Consider the following 15,617-nt stretch of genomic DNA (forward strand, 5'->3'; position numbering starts at 1 on the left):
CACTTAGATAAACACGGGCGGCGCCCCAAAGCCTTCTGTGCGGCGCCGCCATTGTTTATCTCACGTCATAGCCCCACAGGCTTCAGCAGCGGTCGAAGGGCAGAAATTTCACCCGTTTCGAGGGCATCGAGGTGCTGGCCGAACTGGGCGTGTTCGGGGTGTTCGGCGTCAGTCCTACCGGGAGCGCTGCCGACGCCTGGAGGTGCTCTTCGCGGCGCGGGGACTGTCGGCGCCGTGGACGCTGTGCCCGATGACCACGGACGTGGCCAAGGCGCGGGAGTGGTCGAGGACTGGACCAACGTGTCAGGGGTTGAGGGGATCCTCGTGAAAAACATGGACCCGCGCTACCGGCCTGGAGTCCGCGACCGTGCCTGGACCAAGATCAGACGTAGGAACACCACCGAAGCGATCATCGGCGCGATCACCGGGACCCTCGTACGGCCTCAGCTCCTTGTCCTCGGCCGCCACGATGCGACCGGCCGCTTCCGCCCCGTCGGCCGCACCGTCCCACTGCGCCCCGACGCGGCCACACGCTTGCCGAGCATTTCACCCCAGCCGGCCCTGGCCATCCGTGGACCGGTGCGAAGTTCTCCTCGGCCTGGGGCACTCGCGACGCCTCGACACCACCCTGGTCCGGCCGGACCTCGTCGCGGAGATCAGCGCCGACACCTCCGTCGACCGCGGCGGCGTTACCGGCACCCGATCCGGTTGTGCGCCTGCGCCTGGACGCGACCGTCGATGACGTACCCCGGTTCGGCGGGGCCCCGGCTGCAGCTGCGGGGTGACCGATGGCGGCGCTCGGATGGTGAGGCTGCCGGGGGAGTGGAGATGACCCTGCCTCACGGGCGGTGGAGCAGGGCCGTCTTGCGCAGGCCGCCGCGGAAGATGGGCCAGGGGTCCACGCCGTACCGCTCAACGCCTGCGTCCGGCTCCGGGACACGGGTCGGGGCGCGGCCCCCGTCGCGGCCTTCTGGTGGCCAGGGCCGCACCCCTTACCTGCGAACGTACCCGCCGCCTGGAGGCCAGCGGTCAGCCGGTCATGCCGAGTGCGTTCCCGGGCCTGCAGTAGGGGCAGGGCTCTACGCTTTCGGAGAGCATCCGGCGGGCCTCCTTACGGCCGAGGGGCTTGCCGCCGCTCATCGCGCAATCCCCGACGTGGACGCGCAGAGCCTTCGGTCCGGCCCCGGTCCGGATGGATTCGAGCTTCCAGTCCGGCGGCGGAGGCGGGGGCCGGCGGACCGCCTCGGCGGCCAGCTCCGCCTCCAGCTCCGCCCGCGGCACCGCGGGCGAGCTCGACACCAAACAAGCCGCTACCGCCCTGGGTCTCGACGAAGACGCCGCCCGCAGATTGATGGCCCGCTGTGGACGCTGGAGCCCCTACCGCTGACCGGATACGCCGGGCTAGTGCTGTGACCGGAAAGGTTCGCCGGTTCCGCTGAGGAGTCACTTGCGTACTCTGCTGGGGCAGGAGGGTCGGTTGGTGATGGAGGAACAGTGACAGCACAGGCTGCACCGGTGGCACGGCTACGCGTTCGGAACAACGGTGCCGAGCTGTTGGAGTTGGTCCTGGAGTGCTACGGGAGTGACCACTGGCTCCGTCCCGGTGAGACCTTTGTCGTCTGGACGGTCGGCTCCACCGAAGGCGATCCCTGGCCGGGGACGACACTCGGCAACGAGCCCTTCCAGGTGGACTACCGGCCAGGTTCTGTAACCGTGCATTTCAACGGGGTCCACGGATATGTCACGGATGTCGCCGGCGACGAGATCGACTGCGGGCACCGGCGCCCGGCCGACGTCGAGACTGAGTGACCCTGGCGTCTGTGAAGGGTCAGGCCGCCATCAGCGGCCGTCCGCCCCATCGGAGCCCTTTCTCGCATCGGATGCGGGCGCGTTCGCGTCGTTGTGCTGCGAGGACGTCGGGGTGGCGGGCGTTCTTGTTGCGCCAGCGCAGGTAGGCGTGCAGGGCCCTGGTCTGGACGGTGTGGTTGGGATGGTTCGAGTTGGCCAGGGTGAACTGCCGTAGTGGTCCGAAGTGCGCCTCGATGGGGTTGGCCCAGGAGGCGTAGGTCGGAGTGAAGCACAGCTCGACCTTGTTGTGGGTGGCCCACCTGCGGACTCTCCAGTTGAGGTGGGCGGAGAGGTTGTCGAGGATCACGTAGATCGGGGCGCCGTCCGGGCGGGCCGCGCGGATCGTTCTCAGGGCGGCCCAGGTGTGGTCGATGCCTTTGCGGAGCCGATTGGTTCCCCACATCTGGTCGTCGCCAACGGAGTAGCAGCCGTGGAAGTAAGTGATTCCGTGGGTGCGCCGGTAGGTGGCCGGCAAGCGGTCGGGCCGGGTCTGCTCGGCCCAGCAGGAGCCCGCGGTGGGGCGGATTCCCAACGGTCCGAACTCGTCGAACGCGAAAGTGCGGTCCGGCCGCTCATTGATCGCGTACTCGATCCGGGCCAGCTTGACGTCGAAGTCCACATCAGGGGACTCCTTCCGGGTCTTCGTGCGCTGGAAGGAGATCCCACGGCGGCCGAGTAAGCACCGCAGGGCCTCCCGGCCGATGAGGACGGGGCGGGCACGGTTGCGTCGCAGGTGATCGGCGAGCTTGCGGATCGACCAGCGGGTGAAGGGCTTGCCCAGGACGGTCGGGCGGGTGGTGGCCGTCCGGACGACGAAGTCCTCGTCGTCACGATCGAGAAGGCGGGGACGGCCTCCCGCCCAGCGAGGGTCCAGGCATGCGAGCCCGATCTCGTTGAACTTGTGGATCACGTCGCGCACGGTGTCCTCGTCCGCCTGGACCAGGCGGGCTATGACCGGGACCGTGCTCCCGCCGGCCGAAGCCAGGAGCATCATTGCCCGCCGGAACCGAACCGAACTCGTGCTACCCCGCCGGACGATGTGTTGGAGTTTCTGGCCCTCCTGCTCGGTCAGCCCGCGAACCCGGACCGGTTTCGCCATCCCGCCTCCCCACTGGTCCGGGAAAGCATTTCCAAACGGCACCACAAGCAACCCGGCGAACGTTCCCGGTCACAGCACTAGCCAGAGGCCCGGCTTGTCGATGTCGAGCCAGGTGACGTGCTCGCTGTACCCGTCGTCGTCGATCACGCACTCGACTCTGGGGCTGATCCTTGAAGAGGCTCGCTAGGGCGCTGTGCGTGGATGCGGCGCACGTGCTTCACCGTCACCGCCGTCGGGAGACCGGCCAGGAGGAGGGACAGCCCCACCGGGAGCACCCCCGCCCACACCGTTGGTGAGACGTACGCGGTGCCGGACGTACCGTCCACCAGCCACGCACGGACCGGTTGCGAATCGATGTCGCCCTCGACGGGGACGCCGAACGACGAGCCGCCGTCGTCCGGGGTGAAGGCGCCCGAACAGGACGTCGACGTTCCCGCATTGGCCACGGTGTTGTCGTACGTCCGGCAGCCGGCTTCGGTCACGGTCCCGGGCTCGCCCCACAGCGCCGCCCGCAGCTCTCCGGTGAAGTTCGTCAGCACGACGTAGGCCAGAAACAGCCCGACCAGACAGGCCAGCGCCAGCCACGGCGCGGGTCCGACCTGCTCCGGTTGCCCGTCCAGAACGTCCCCACCCTCGCTCATCCCCACCCTCGCTCATCCCCACCCTCGGATCGCCGACGGACCTCCATGGTGACCGATCCGAAGCACCCTCGGAAGCCCTCCATGGCGTGCTGGTGGGCTCGCACCATCGTCGAGTCGACCGACACCAGCCAGTCGATTTCGCCGGCCGCGTCCTTCTCCGCCCGGACCGCCCGCGGCATCCGCGAGAACGTGGCTGTCGGGACGTTTCGGCAACGCGGCGAGGTGCCACGCCAGACGCCGCAGCCCCGGCGATGATCCGCCGGACAGGTCCTAGACTAGGTGCGAACTCGCATCACCGCTGGTCACAGATCCGCCTGTAGTAAGCGCCGTACATGGCGAATCCCGCCAACTGAAGCGCTCAGTCACACCGGGGCGCGGCTAGGGTCGGTGCAGCCCGTGCCGATATGGCGTGCACGGGCCAGGCCCCGTGCCCGCACGTCGGGGGCAGTACGACCGGGCCGCCCCACTCTCCTCCCTCCGCCCGGTTGCGCGGCGGTGCGTCGAGTGCAATACCGCGCCGGGGGAGTCGTGCGCGGCGGCTTTGTTGGCGAGAGTCGGTTTCGACCTACGCAGCCATGCCGTGTCATGCCGTCGGCCGCGGTGGTCGTACGGAGCGGTGCGCTACGTCTTTGAGTTGGTAAGGGCCTTGAGAGCTTGCAGGCGTCGCAGGCGGTCGCGATGGGGTCGGTGGCGATCATGAAGCGCGCCTCCTCGGTGGTGAGGGTTCCGCCCTTGCCGCCTGAGTTGGCCCAGCAGTCTGGTTGGTGGAACCGCACTGCGAGACCGGTTCCCGGGGTGCCTGCGGCTCCCCGTACGCGCTCGCAGAGCCACCCGGGTGGGTTTGCTGGTGCGGGGGTTGGCGCAGGCGACACGGGGGCGTTCGGGGCCGCCAGGGGCGGGCTGGAGGGCGCCCGCCGGCGGAGCATTGGGACAGCGTCGCACGAAGCGCCGGGTACGGGCCGCACGCGGGTGGCTGGCACGTCTAGCTCGATCAATTCAGGGGTCAGGTCCACTCCGGTGCTCGCCGCGCGGCTGATCCACCCGCGCAGGGCTACTCGGTAGACCCACTGGCCCGTATCGGTCTGCCATCTGCGCACGAGCCGCCCCGCCACCTCGCCCGTCAGGCAGCAGCACGCGGACCGGCGGGAGTCTGCTGGTCTGGGGTGGGTGGGGTGCGGCCTGGCCGCGCGGTGCCTGACCTGCCATTCCTCTGTGTTCGCTCAACTGTTCGAGACTGGCAAGCCTGGTAGTCGAGTAACCCGGCAGGATTCAAGATCGTTGGCTGGGCATGAACAACACCAAGCGGGTACTTGCTGCTGTCGCCCTTGCGGGGGCCGCCCTGTCGTTCACGGGAACCGCAATGGCTGATCAGAGTGACAGCCTGGGCGATATCGGAAGCGTCGCACGGGACGAGTCGTTCAACCTCAACTCGCAGACCTTCGGTGACTCGGTGAACAACGGGATCGGAAACGTGATCAACGCGATCGCCGACCTCGAAGGGACAGGTGACCAGCTCACCTAGAGGCCGTTCCTCCTCGGACCAGACCATGCCCGCCCCGTTACAGAGCGTTGTCACTGTGCCGGGGCGGAGCTGCGCCCGTTCCGGGTCGGCCCAGCCGGCCCCTTGGGATGGATGACTTGCCGGGCCGGGTTCGTCTGGTCCGGTGGACCCTGGAAGGGTGAGACCCGTGAGGAAGGCTCCAGGGTGACGCTGAGACCACCGGTAGAGCCGATGCTGGCGCAGGCCGTGGAGTCGGTGCCGGCGCTCGTGCGCGATCTTGCCTTTGAGTAGAAGTTCGACGGGCACCGCGCGCTGCTGTTCACCCCTGCCGAGGCGGCGAATGAAGACGCTCCGGGCTGTTTCCGTGTGGTACTTCCCGCCCGGGTAGACCAGCCACTTCTTGCCGCCGTCGAAGCCCCTGCTCGCGGCTGGCACCGAGGCGGCGCCTTTCACCGACTGGGCGTCGATGATGCCCGCCGTCGGCTCCCGGTCGCGGCCGGCCGCTTCACGGATCCGGTCCCGCAGCCGGTCGTGGAACTCAGCCGTCCAGCCTTTGTCGCGCCAACGTCGGAAGAACGCGTAGACGCGGTCCCACGCGGGGAAGTCCGCTGGCATCGACCGCCAGGTGATACCGCCCGCGACCAGGTAGCGGACCGCGACGACCACCCCAGTCGGGCGAAAGCTCGGTGTCGGGCTCCGTGATCGGGTCTTCACGAGACCGTGGTGCGCGCGTACTTGGTCTGGGAGTCAGCCGGCGTCCCGGAGCTGGGTGAGGCGTTCGGCGGCCACGGCCGGTCCGTAGACGTCGATGAGGCGGGCGACGGCGCGGATGGCGTAGGTGGCGATCCACTGGTTGTCGTCGAGGTGGTGGCGGGGGTCGGATCCCTCGTCGGCGAGGGCGATGACGGTGTCCGCTACGGGTCCGTTCATGGTGACGTGCTGGAGCCAGGTCCGTCCGGCGGGTCCGAGGACGGCCGGGCGGTTGAGGGAGAAGTTGGGGCGGGCGAGGACGGCGTCGTGGAGCAGTCCGCAGAGCTGCTGGCGGGCGTAGGCCTGGGTGGTCGGGCAGGCGGTGCTGTCGGCCGTGGCGGAGGCGATGGCCTCGGCGTCGTGGGTGAGGTGGGCCAGCATCAGGTCCAGGGCGGCGTTATCACCGGCGATCTGCTGTGTACTGATCATGCCGGTACAACGATGCGACTCCTGCTCTAGGGGCGCTCACGTTGCGGGTGGCGCCGACGCACTGCTTTGACGCGCGGGCGCCTGAGGCGCTCCCGCCCCGGGTGGGGCGGGAGCCGGCCCGCGGCGGTCAGGTGACGTCGAGGCCGCAGCCTGTGCATACCAGGACCTCGGCGGGGCCGGTGCCGATCCACTCGCCGGGGGCGGTGTCGGAGACCGGGCAGGTGGCGGGGGACTGGGCCCACTTGCGGCCGGGGAGGATGAGGACCTGGCGGCCAGGAGCGTTGAGGCTGCCGCCGTGGGTCTCGATGGGGATCGACAGGTCCCAGATGCGGCCGTCGATCGCGGCGGGTGTGGTCTGGACGGGCTCGAGTCTCGAGTACTGACTCCACCGGAGCCGCGCACCTGCCCTGCCCTGCCCCGACCCGGGCGGGGCGGCGCAGGGCCCGTTGATGTCATGGTTCGAGGTCGACGACCCCCTTGCCTCCCAGGATGTCCAGTGGCACGGAGACCTGGTCGTGCGTGATCAGCCATTCGCCGTCGATCTTCCGGAAGCAGAAGGTGACCCGGACCCACATGCCGCCCGCCGCCGTCCCGTCGGGCAGCGTGCCGCTGAGGCGGCCGAAGCCGTGTGTGAACGCCACGTCTTCGCCCACCGTGGGCATCAGGTCGCGCACCTCGTAGGTCACTTCCTGGAAGAAGGTGAACACGTTCGCCCAGTTCTTGAGTTTCGCGTCGATCCCCACGTGCTGGAGCGGCGGATCGATGTCGAAGGACACGACGTCCGTCGAGTAGAGCCGCCTCAGACCCTCGAAATCCTTGGCCTGGAGCGCGTCGATGATCCCGTCGATGTGGCGGCCGATCGCGGCTTCGTCAGTCTCGCGCTGTGTGGGGGTGGCTGTCCGTCCTCCCGTGCTCTGGGCGACGACGTGATCCAGCAGTGTGTCGAGGGCGCTGACGTGGTGGGCGCCCGGCTTGAGTGTCGCGTGGTCCTCGAAGTCGGTGTGCAGGGACAGCGAGACCTGCGGGGTCACTGCACCCATCTGGAGGAGCTCACACAGTGCCCGCAGCTGCCGGGCCGCATGGGCGCCGCCGCCAGCGCCGTAGGAGACGAACCCAACGGCCTTGTGGGTCCACTCCGCGTACAGGTAGTCGATCGCGTTCTTGAGCACCCCGGGGATAGAGGCGTTGTACTCGGGGGTGACCATGACGAATCCGTCGAAGCGGGCGATGGTGTCAGCCCATGTCCGGGTGTGCCCGTGCTGGTACCGCCCAGCGAGCGCGGGCAGCGGCTCGTCCAGATGCGGCAGCGGGTGGTCGAGCAGGTCGATCACCTCGAATGCGGCGTCGCCGCGGCGGGCCGCCCGCTCGTGGATCCACCGGGCGACCTGGTCGCCCTTGCGGCCGGGGCGGGTGCTGCCGATGAGTATTCCGATCCTGGTCATCGCTGTCTCCTGATGTGTCAAACCCGGTTTCTCCGGGCCGGTGGCGTCTCTGAGCGGTATGACGACACGACCCCGCGGAACGTCAGGGAGAGTCGAAGACCTGACAATCCGACGTGCTGTCTCGTCGGACCGCCGAGGGACGATCCGAGATCAGGGAGCCACCGGAACCATGACCGATCACGCGAAGTCACGGCACGACGAGTCCGACGCAGGCTTGGACGGGATCATCAGCGAGCGGCGGCGGCTGATCGGTCTCGCCTACCGGCTCCTCGGTTCCCTTGCCGAGGCCGAGGACGCGGTCCAGGAGACCTACACCCGCTGGTACGCCATGTCCCGACAGCAGCAGGACGCCATCGAGTCCCCCGGCGCCTGGCTGACGACGGTCGCCACCCGCGTGTGCCTGGACCTCCTCGGCTCGGCGCGGGTCCGGCGCGAGCGTTACATGGGCGAATGGATCCCAGAGCCGCTGCCCGAGCAGACCGACTGGATCAGCGGGCGCCCAGGCACCGCCGCGACCGATCCCGCGGACCCGGCCGACCGGGTCACACTCGACGAGTCGGTGAGCATGGCGTTTCTCGTCGCCCTCGAATCCATGACCCCGGCTCAGCGCGTCGCACTCATCCTGCACGATGTCTTCGGCTACCCGTTCGCCGAGATCGCCGGGATCACCGGCCGTACCCCGGCGGCATGCCGCGAACTGGCCTCCTCCGCCCGGCGCCGCGTCCGCGCCTCCCTGCCTCCAGCGGCCCCGGCAGCCCACCAGGCGGGCCTCGTCAGGGACTTCAAGCAGGCGTGGCACGCGCAGGACATCAACGCCCTCGTCAGACTCCTCGCCCCCGGCGCGACGTTCACGGCGGACGGCGGCGGCGTGGTCGCCGCCGCGCTCCACCCGATTGAGGGCGGCGAAAGGATCGCGCGCTACCTTACCGACCTCGCCGTCCGGGCGTCCGGCGGCCTGACGGTCCTGGAGCGCACGGTCAACGGCCGGGCCGGTCTGGTGATCGAGCACGAAGGCGTCACCGTGGCCGTGTACGCGTTCGACGTCGCGGACGACCGGATCACGCACATCTGGGCAGTGCGCAACCCTGACAAACTCCGCCCGTGGACGGCGGGCTGACCGGCTGGACTTCGATAGCGTGGCACCTCAAGTGCGTCCGCATCATCCGCCGCAGCATTCGCGGCTCCCGTGCGTGTGAGGAGCCGCAGGCGGGATGGTCAGAGGCCGGTTCCGCCGCGGCCGTAGTACTGGCCGAGCGGTGCTTGTCCTTGTCGTACTCGGGGGAGTCCCTGATCTGGCCGCGTCGATGTGAAGGAGAAGGAGATCCAGGCCTGATCCCGGCGCGCGTGCACGCCGTCGCCCGTCATGGCGAGCGGACCGTCATCGCAAGTTGAGCGGATGCGATGCACTCGGGGAGAAGACGTGGGTGGGCCCCCGACCTGGGGGAGTAGGTCGGGGGCCCAAAGGAGGGTGGGACGGCGTTGGCCGCTCGACCGGGCTACTGGCGGAAGGAGTCCTTGACGTCTTCCTTGGCCTGGCGGCCCTTGCCCTTGGCCTTGTCGGCGTGGCCTTCGGCGGTCATCCGCTCGTTGCCGACGGCCCGGCCGAGAGTTTCCTTGGCCTTGCCCTTGGCCTGCTCGGCGTGAGCCTTGCTCTTCTCCGTGCCCGACATCGGGACCTCCTCGTGACGTACCGGATTGGTCGTGACGACCCTCCTGCTCGCGATCGGTACCGGCAAACCCCGTACCGGGTACCGACTTCGCCGAGCCGGCCTTCCGACAACCAGACCGGCACCGTGCCAGGCGAAGGCCGCCGTCGGCGCCCGCCTGATCACGTACGATCTGGTTACCGGTCGACTCCTCCACCGGTAGTCGGCCCCTACGGCAAGAACCGCTGAGTTCCGGGCGGGGGCGTCGATGCGACGCACATGTCTTCCCGCCTGCACCGATAAGAAACAGTAAGTTTTGTATGCATGGCCGAGGGATGGTCGGGCAGATGGCTGCTCGGAGGTTGATAAATATGGTTCCCCTGCTTCTTGTTCTTCTGCTGGTTCTAGTTCTCGCTGGTGCTGGTTTTGCGGTAAAGATTCTCTGGTGGGTCGCTATCGCGGTCCTGATCCTGTGGCTGATCGGTTTCGTCGCTCGTCCGAAGGGCAGCAGCGGCCGGTGGTATCGCTGGTAGCCGATCTATAGAACCGCAGTTCAGATGTGATGTGGCGGTGGTCTGCCACCCCCGGTCGTGGGTGGCAGACCACCGCCATGTTGGCATGTGCGGGGTGCTGGTTTTGCGGTACCGGGTGAAACCGGATATCGGGGGTATTGGTGATGATGCCGGGACGGTCGCCGTGACGCAGCAGGGGACCTGCTCACCTCCAATGATCGACGGCCGTCTCGGTCCCGCTCGCGCCAAGGTGTGTAGGGGACGAAATGCGGGGCAGGCGGTGGTCAGGCCGGAAATGAGAGTTCCGGCCGTGAACGCAGTACGGAAAAAGGGAAAACCGGTCGGGAATTCATGTCCCCTCCGTCTCCCATTTGGCCGAAGGAGTTGTTTTTCGCATGACTGAGAACTTTTGGGGTTACCGCGAGACCGCCGGCCGTTCGGCCGGCGCGGATCTGACGGGGTACAAGGTCGAGGCGAGCGACGGTTCCATCGGCAAGGTCGACAAGCACTCGGATGAGGTCGGCTCCTCATACATCGTGGTCGACACCGGTCCGTGGATCTTCGGCAAGGAAGTCCTCCTGCCTGCGGGCACGATCAGCCGGATCGACGCGAACGACGAGAAGATCTATGTCGACCGGACGAAGGAGCAGATCAAGAACGCTCCGGAGTTCGACAAGGACAAGCACCTCGGTGACGCGGACTACCACCGCCAGGTCGGCGGCTACTACGACGGCCCGCACCGCCTGTAACCGACGGACACGGCTGTACGAGGCGGGGGCGGCAACCAGTTGGTTGCCGCCCCCGCCTCTGCCATGCCATGGAGCCGCTGCCCAGGGTGCGCCTTTACACGTAGTCGGCCCGAAGTGGCCGCTCTCCCCTCGGGCGCGCGCTCAGGAACGCGGCGCCGTCCTTCGTCCGGCGGGTGGGGGACTGCCGGTCGCCATTGGAGGTTATGCGGTGGCCGTGTCCTGGCTGCGGGGGTGTGCGGTGAGGGCGTGGGCGGCGGTGGGGTGGGCGGGCAGCAGGCTGTCGAGGCCGGTCAGGTGGAGTAGCCGCTGGAGGCGGTCGGGGACGGCGGCCAGGACCAGGGTGCCGCCGGCGGCCTTGGCGCAGCGGAAGATGCCGACGAGGGCGTTGAAGCCGGAGGAGTCGCAGAAGGTGACGGCCTGGAGGTCCAGGATCAGGTGGCGGTAGCCTTTTTCGATCAGGGCCAGTGCCTGGGTGCGCAGGTGGGGGGCGGTGGCTATGTCGAGTTCCCCGGCGACGTGGGCCAGGGCGAGGTCGCCTTCGGTGTGCTGTGCGGTGAGGCGGAAGTCGGTCATGGTCGGCTCTCCGTCTCGCCGGCGGGGGCGATGCTGTGGGCAGTGGCGGATGCGGTGAGGCCGGCTCCGGCGTCGGCCAGGGGGACGGACAGGGCCAGGAGGGCGACGTCGTCTCCGGCGCCGTGGGGCATGGTGTCGAGGAGGTCGACGGTGTCTTCTATGACCGCCGTCGCGCTGACGGGTGCGGTGCGGGCGGCCAGGAAGCGCGTCAGGCCCCCGTCACCGATCATGTCTCCGCCCAGGGTGCGGGCCTCGGTCAGTCCGTCGGTGTAGAGGAGCAGTCCTTCGCCCGGGGCGAGGTGGAAGGTGTGGGAGGCGAAGCGGGCCTCGGCGAGCGCGCCGATGAGCATGCCTCCCTTGGGCTGCACCGGTTCCACCATCCCGGGGCCGCGCAGGTGGTAGGCCGGGGGGTGCCCGCCGGTGGCCACCATGACAGTGAACCCGTCCTTCTCGTGCGGTTCCAGGACGCCGAACACGGCGGTGCAGAACCGGGTGCCGACGGCCGGGTCGAGGAGCAGCGCAGTGTTCAGGGAGGTGAGGACTTTGTCGGGGTCCGGGTCGATCTGCGCGGCGGCGCGCAGGGTGTAGCGGGTCAGGGAGGTGACGGCGGCCGCTTCGGGGCCCTTGCCGCATACGTCTCCGAGGAAGAACGCCCACCTGGTGCCGTCGAGGGGGAAGACGTCGTAGAAGTCGCCGCCTACATCCTGCGGGGAGGCGGTGGCGTAGTGGCAGGCCAGCTCTAGCCCCGGCACCACCGGCAGCGCCGGCGGCAGCAGGGTGCGCTGGAGGGTGGAGGCGAACGCCTGGATGGCGGCCATATCGCGCTCCGCCTGCTCGCGGGCCTCCTCCTGCTCGACGCGCCGCTCCTGCTCGATGCGCAGGGCGTTCAAGGCCGCCAGACGCATCTCCATCTCGTCGAGCACGATGGCGGCCAGGTCGGCGAGGGTGGCGGTGTCGTCCTCGGTGATCAGGCGGGGCTGGGTGTCGAGGATGTTGACGGTGCCCAGCCGGTGCCCGTCGTGCGTGATGATCGGGGCGGCGGCGTAGAAGCGGACCGCCATCGGCCCGGTGACCAGGCCGTTGTTGAAGGCGACGGGGTCGGTGAGCGTGTCAGGGATCACCAGCGTCTCGTCAGCCAGGACCGCCGATCCGCACAGGCCCGGCTCCCGGTTGATCTCGCTGACGCCGTCCAGGCCGTGGGCGGCCTTGAACCAGATCCGGTCCTCGTCCACGATCGTCACACTCGCCACCGGCACTTTGAACAGCCGGGCAGCCATCGCCGCGACGCGGTCGAACGCGCCGTCGGGCGGGGTGTCGAGGATGTCGTAGCGGCGCACGGCGTCCATCCGGGCCGCTTCTTCTACCGCACTGAGCGTCCGCCGGCTCGGCGTGTCCGCCGAGCCGGTCGCGTGTCGCGCTTGCGGCATCGTCTTCCTCTCCTTTGCCGCGCCGGCCTCGGTGGCCGACGACGGCGGCAGCCTAGACCAGCTTCCCGGCGTCAAGAAGCCAGGGCGAACCGATCCGAGTACACGCGCGAAGGGTCTGCCACTGCAAGGACCCCAGCTGGCGGGATGCTCCATCTTCGCCAACTGGAACCGCGGCGAGACGTTCAGCTTCGAACTGGGAGCCGGCCCGATCGACAAGGGCTGGGACATGGGCGTGGAGGGCATGAAGGTGTGCGGTGATCACCGCTGATCCGCCGGCATGAGGGCCGCCACCATCTGGCGGCGGCCCTCAGGCGGTGGGTGAAACCGGCCGGCTGGCCGGGCGCCCGGCGCACTGCGGGGAACCTGTCCCTGTGCGCTGATTACGGGCGGCCGTGGGAGCCCTTCTCGAGCAGGTCCCCGGCCCTGCGCTCCAGCAGCACCGGCAGATACGTACGCACCCGGGCGTACCGGAGCTCGTCGTATGCAGTCTGCACGGCGCCGTCGACTGCTTCCGTACCAAGGCCGGGGTGGGTCTTCAGCAGACGCTCGGCGACGTGGCGGACTATGAGGGCGTCCTCGGTTTCCATCATTCGCACCTTCTATCCCACAAATCAGGGTCTCCACGGCCCGCTGGTCTGACACGGCCTGATCCAGCAGGCTCACCTCACATCCGTACGCCGCTCTTCCCCGTCCGGCCACCTGCCCGGCTGCACTGCGTCCAGGCGGTCGCGGGCCCCCGTGAGGCACAGTCTGTGCGGAGAACGGTGTGGTGTCGGGGTCGAGGCCAACCCGGCGCAGGAACTTGAGGACGCCGTTCTGGGTTAGCGGCTGATATGTGGGGGAGTTGCCCGGTATGACGCGAAACTCTTCTCCCCTGGGGAGCGAGAATCGTCGGGAGGGTCAACGGCCGACTCGCGGCATACCCGCCGCATCCCTGCTCGGGTTCACCGCGATCGCTCTTCTCCTCGCATCCCTTTCCATGATCACGTATGGGTTCGCCATGCTCTTCGGGGAGGACGGGATCTAACACCTCACCCCCCCTGCAGGCAATGTCGCGCCCAGCCGCTCCACCGGGTGCCGGCCCATCCGTTCCGGTGCGTGAACCCACCCGTCGAGCACGTAACACCGTCGCCTTTCTGACCATCGGGTTGCCGGTCGCGTCGTGGCTGACGTCATGAAGGTGGAGCCGACGGGTATCGACCGGCTCGGCCTCGGCCGCGCCTTGGCCCAGTACGAACGCGCCCGATGGCGTCCGGGCGGGTCTTACGGCCTTGGAGGGAGCGACGGGTCACCCGGCTGGTGGCGGGTCGCGGTGCCTTGGTGCTAACGAGCGAGGATGGCGCTGACAGTCTTGCCGCCGGGGGGGTAACCGCGGTGGTGCGGGCGAGGGGCTGACCATGGGCCAGTCGAAGCCTCCGGTTCCGCCGTTCAGGTCGGGGGTCCGCATGCGCGGGGTTCGCGGGCTGCTGTCGTGGACGGCCACCTCGATGCTGTTGGGGTGTGCGGGCAGGTCCAGGGTGCAGGTTCCGCCGCCGTGGCGCAGGGCGTTGGCGACGAGCTCGGAGACGACTATGACCACGGTTTCAGCGGCCTCGGCTGAGAGTGCCGTCAGGAGGTCTGCGAGGAAGTGCTGGGCGCTGCCGCGAGCTCCGGCGACGGATGTGGTGGAGCGGGCGGTTGAGACGGTGACGCTCATCTGCCGGGACCGGTGTGGCGGGCGCGCGCATTGCTGGAGGAACTGTTCACCGACCACTCCCTGACGGCGCCGTGGACGTTGTGTCCGATGACGGCGGACCTGGCCAAGGCGCGTGAGTGGCTGGAGTCCTGGACGGAGGTGTCCGGGGTCGAAGGCTTGGTCGTTAAGCCTCTGACCAGCCGTTATCTGACCGGATATAGAGGTTGGACCAAGTCCGCCACAGGGACACCACAGAGGCGATCATCGGCGCGATCACGGGCACCCTGACCCGCCCCGGGCTCCTCGTCCTCGGCCGCAACGACGCGGCGGGCAGACTGCGCGCGGTGGGCCGGACAGTCCCGCTGCGCCCGGAGGTGTCCCGACAGGTTGGCGAGCACCTCGCCGCTGCCGGCCCCGGCCACCCCTTCGAGGGCGTGCGGTTCACGGCGGCGTGGGGGAGCCGTGACGTCCTGGATGTGGTGTTGGTCCGTCCGGATCTGGTGGCGGAGGTCAGCGCTGATCGGGCCGTTGATGGGCGTTTTCCGGCACCCGCTCCGCTTCAAGCGGCTGCGCATGGACGTGACCGCGGACGATGTCCCGCGGTTCGGGCAAGGGCCGGCTGCGGCGGCCGGCTGACCGCCGACAGAGCCGCCCTCCCCGCGCCGCGGACGGGTCTCCCAGGGGTCGTCCCGATTTCCCCGCTTTGTGTCCCCCACGGGGAAGCTGCGGGTACAGGCGCCGGACTGGCCGAGCACCGGGCAGGACACCCCTTGGAGGGACACGTCCCTGCTGGCGAGTTGGGTCGCCAGGGACGCTCGTATCCGGTCGTCCTCGCTTTCCGGATTCCTCGGAGTTCCTCGGGATACCTCGGCGAGGCTCACCCGTTCTCACCGGAACTCACCGGTACCTGCCTGGCTGAGACGGAACCGGGCCACTTCGCCCCCCCCGGGCGGCCGCCGTGCAGACTCCCGTCAGGCGAACGGAACCAGCCATCTCAGTCACGAGTTTCAATCTCACCACCGGACACCAAAGGACACTCAAGGAAACGAGAGGACACTCGATCAGAACAGATCGCTACACCCTGCGCGCGAACTGCGGGGATGCGACCTTGGCGGGTTCTGTCAGCGGCACTCGATACGGCAGGCCTCGCGCCCTACTCTCGACACACCGGGCCTGATTCGGCCCACTCCGTACCCCCGCATACCGCCCCGGAAGGGATCGTCGACATGTCCGAAATCCCGCCCGCGCGAGTTGGCGGCGACCAGACGCCGCGATCCGGCCAACTTGGGCGCCGGCGACCTAGCGGTTCCTAGAGGTCATTCGCG

The 15,617-nt window shown here is 68.8% G+C and carries 14 protein-coding genes and 3 pseudogenes; 6 read left to right on the forward strand and 11 right to left on the reverse strand.

All coding sequences use genetic code 11. The features are described 5' to 3' along the window. Positions 1 to 1,029 precede the first annotated feature (1,029 nt). Positions 1,030 to 1,299, reverse strand: a complete 270-nt coding sequence (locus ACFWBY_RS31990) for a DUF6233 domain-containing protein (RefSeq protein ID WP_385344620.1) — start codon at positions 1,297 to 1,299, stop codon at positions 1,030 to 1,032. Positions 1,300 to 1,515: 216 nt separating this feature from the next. Between ACFWBY_RS31990 and ACFWBY_RS31995 the strand changes: the two genes are divergently transcribed. Then, positions 1,516 to 1,809, forward strand: a complete 294-nt coding sequence (locus ACFWBY_RS31995; protein ID WP_385344623.1) for a hypothetical protein — start codon at positions 1,516 to 1,518, stop codon at positions 1,807 to 1,809. 19 nt (positions 1,810 to 1,828) lie between these two features. Here ACFWBY_RS31995 and ACFWBY_RS32000 read toward each other — a convergent pair whose 3' ends face one another. Both ACFWBY_RS32000 and ACFWBY_RS32005 read right to left on the reverse strand, forming a co-directional pair. Then, complete coding sequence (locus ACFWBY_RS32000) at positions 1,829 to 2,947, reverse strand: IS630 family transposase (protein ID WP_385344626.1); 1,119 nt, start codon at positions 2,945 to 2,947, stop codon at positions 1,829 to 1,831. A gap of 143 nt (positions 2,948 to 3,090) precedes the next feature. Beyond that, a complete protein-coding gene (locus ACFWBY_RS32005) occupies positions 3,091 to 3,588 on the reverse strand; it encodes a hypothetical protein (RefSeq protein WP_385344629.1) in 498 nt (165 codons plus the stop codon). Between the two features lie 1,288 nt (positions 3,589 to 4,876). Between ACFWBY_RS32005 and ACFWBY_RS32010 the strand changes: the two genes are divergently transcribed. Continuing rightward, the gene (locus ACFWBY_RS32010; protein ID WP_385344647.1) at positions 4,877 to 5,110 is read left to right on the forward strand and encodes a hypothetical protein; all 234 of its coding nucleotides are present in this window, start codon (positions 4,877 to 4,879) and stop codon (positions 5,108 to 5,110) included. Positions 5,111 to 5,485: 375 nt separating this feature from the next. On the opposite strand, the pseudogene ACFWBY_RS32015 reads toward ACFWBY_RS32010, so the two are convergent. The 3 genes and pseudogenes from ACFWBY_RS32015 to ACFWBY_RS32025 all read right to left on the reverse strand — a co-directional run. Continuing rightward, positions 5,486 to 5,755, reverse strand: a pseudogene (locus tag ACFWBY_RS32015) (transposase); the annotation flags it as partial. Between the two features lie 81 nt (positions 5,756 to 5,836). Then, a complete protein-coding gene (locus ACFWBY_RS32020; RefSeq protein ID WP_385344631.1) occupies positions 5,837 to 6,268 on the reverse strand; it encodes a hypothetical protein in 432 nt (143 codons plus the stop codon). A 452-nt stretch (positions 6,269 to 6,720) separates the two neighbouring features. Continuing rightward, positions 6,721 to 7,710: an NAD(P)H-dependent oxidoreductase gene (locus tag ACFWBY_RS32025; protein WP_385344633.1), complete on the reverse strand. Its 990-nt coding sequence runs from the start codon at positions 7,708 to 7,710 to the stop codon at positions 6,721 to 6,723. 169 nt (positions 7,711 to 7,879) lie between these two features. Here ACFWBY_RS32025 and sigJ point away from each other — a divergent pair, with 169 nt between their 5' ends. Continuing rightward, positions 7,880 to 8,827, forward strand: coding sequence for an RNA polymerase sigma factor SigJ (gene sigJ / locus ACFWBY_RS32030; protein WP_385344636.1), 948 nt, complete (start codon positions 7,880 to 7,882; stop codon positions 8,825 to 8,827). 379 nt (positions 8,828 to 9,206) lie between these two features. Here the strand turns inward: sigJ and ACFWBY_RS32035 are convergent, their stop codons facing one another. Further along, positions 9,207 to 9,380 (reverse strand): CsbD family protein, encoded by a 174-nt coding sequence (locus tag ACFWBY_RS32035; RefSeq protein ID WP_385344639.1) that lies wholly within the window; start codon positions 9,378 to 9,380, stop codon positions 9,207 to 9,209. A gap of 323 nt (positions 9,381 to 9,703) precedes the next feature. Between ACFWBY_RS32035 and ACFWBY_RS32040 the strand changes: the two genes are divergently transcribed. Together ACFWBY_RS32040 and ACFWBY_RS32045 are read left to right on the forward strand one after the other, a co-directional pair. Continuing rightward, on the forward strand, positions 9,704 to 9,889 hold the full coding sequence (locus ACFWBY_RS32040) for a hydrophobic protein (protein ID WP_385344644.1): 186 nt from the start codon (positions 9,704 to 9,706) through the stop codon (positions 9,887 to 9,889). Between the two features lie 374 nt (positions 9,890 to 10,263). After that, positions 10,264 to 10,617: a PRC-barrel domain-containing protein gene (locus ACFWBY_RS32045; protein WP_385409733.1), complete on the forward strand. Its 354-nt coding sequence runs from the start codon at positions 10,264 to 10,266 to the stop codon at positions 10,615 to 10,617. Positions 10,618 to 10,818: 201 nt separating this feature from the next. Here the strand turns inward: ACFWBY_RS32045 and ACFWBY_RS32050 are convergent, their stop codons facing one another. Together ACFWBY_RS32050 and ACFWBY_RS32055 are read right to left on the reverse strand one after the other, a co-directional pair. Further along, positions 10,819 to 11,190, reverse strand: a complete 372-nt coding sequence (locus ACFWBY_RS32050) for an STAS domain-containing protein (protein WP_385334113.1) — start codon at positions 11,188 to 11,190, stop codon at positions 10,819 to 10,821. After that, positions 11,187 to 12,536 (reverse strand): PP2C family protein-serine/threonine phosphatase, encoded by a 1,350-nt coding sequence (locus ACFWBY_RS32055; protein WP_385334115.1) that lies wholly within the window; start codon positions 12,534 to 12,536, stop codon positions 11,187 to 11,189. The genes ACFWBY_RS32050 and ACFWBY_RS32055 overlap by 4 nt, the downstream gene beginning before the upstream one ends. A 238-nt stretch (positions 12,537 to 12,774) precedes the next feature. Here ACFWBY_RS32055 and ACFWBY_RS32060 point away from each other — a divergent pair. Continuing rightward, positions 12,775 to 12,873: pseudogene (locus ACFWBY_RS32060) on the forward strand (FKBP-type peptidyl-prolyl cis-trans isomerase); the annotation flags it as partial. A 124-nt stretch (positions 12,874 to 12,997) separates the two neighbouring features. Here the strand turns inward: ACFWBY_RS32060 and ACFWBY_RS32065 are convergent. Further along, positions 12,998 to 13,207 (reverse strand): three-helix bundle dimerization domain-containing protein, encoded by a 210-nt coding sequence (locus ACFWBY_RS32065; RefSeq protein WP_385334117.1) that lies wholly within the window; start codon positions 13,205 to 13,207, stop codon positions 12,998 to 13,000. Between the two features lie 733 nt (positions 13,208 to 13,940). After that, a pseudogene (locus ACFWBY_RS32070) lies at positions 13,941 to 14,313 on the reverse strand (ATP-binding protein). Positions 14,314 to 15,617 lie beyond the last annotated feature (1,304 nt).

The organism is Streptomyces sp. NPDC060049 (assembly GCF_042736715.1).
Classification (GTDB): domain Bacteria; phylum Actinomycetota; class Actinomycetes; order Streptomycetales; family Streptomycetaceae; genus Streptomyces.

Bases quoted from the DNA above. Each gene is read 5' to 3' on its own strand.
- ACFWBY_RS32035 (WP_385344639.1), bottom strand. From the start codon at position 9,380: ATGTCGGGCACGGAGAAGAGCAAGGCTCACGCCGAGCAGGCCAAGGGC.
- ACFWBY_RS32065 (WP_385334117.1), bottom strand. From the start codon at position 13,207: ATGATGGAAACCGAGGACGCCCTCATAGTCCGCCACGTCGCCGAGCGT.
- ACFWBY_RS32045 (WP_385409733.1), top strand. From the start codon at position 10,264: ATGACTGAGAACTTTTGGGGTTACCGCGAGACCGCCGGCCGTTCGGCC.
- ACFWBY_RS32000 (WP_385344626.1), bottom strand. From the start codon at position 2,947: ATGGCGAAACCGGTCCGGGTTCGCGGGCTGACCGAGCAGGAGGGCCAG.
- ACFWBY_RS32040 (WP_385344644.1), top strand. From the start codon at position 9,704: ATGGCTGCTCGGAGGTTGATAAATATGGTTCCCCTGCTTCTTGTTCTT.
- ACFWBY_RS32050 (WP_385334113.1), bottom strand. From the start codon at position 11,190: ATGACCGACTTCCGCCTCACCGCACAGCACACCGAAGGCGACCTCGCC.
- sigJ (WP_385344636.1), top strand. From the start codon at position 7,880: ATGACCGATCACGCGAAGTCACGGCACGACGAGTCCGACGCAGGCTTG.
- ACFWBY_RS32020 (WP_385344631.1), bottom strand. From the start codon at position 6,268: ATGATCAGTACACAGCAGATCGCCGGTGATAACGCCGCCCTGGACCTG.
- ACFWBY_RS32025 (WP_385344633.1), bottom strand. From the start codon at position 7,710: ATGACCAGGATCGGAATACTCATCGGCAGCACCCGCCCCGGCCGCAAG.
- ACFWBY_RS32055 (WP_385334115.1), bottom strand. From the start codon at position 12,536: ATGGACGCCGTGCGCCGCTACGACATCCTCGACACCCCGCCCGACGGC.
- ACFWBY_RS32010 (WP_385344647.1), top strand. From the start codon at position 4,877: ATGAACAACACCAAGCGGGTACTTGCTGCTGTCGCCCTTGCGGGGGCC.
- ACFWBY_RS32005 (WP_385344629.1), bottom strand. From the start codon at position 3,588: ATGAGCGAGGGTGGGGACGTTCTGGACGGGCAACCGGAGCAGGTCGGA.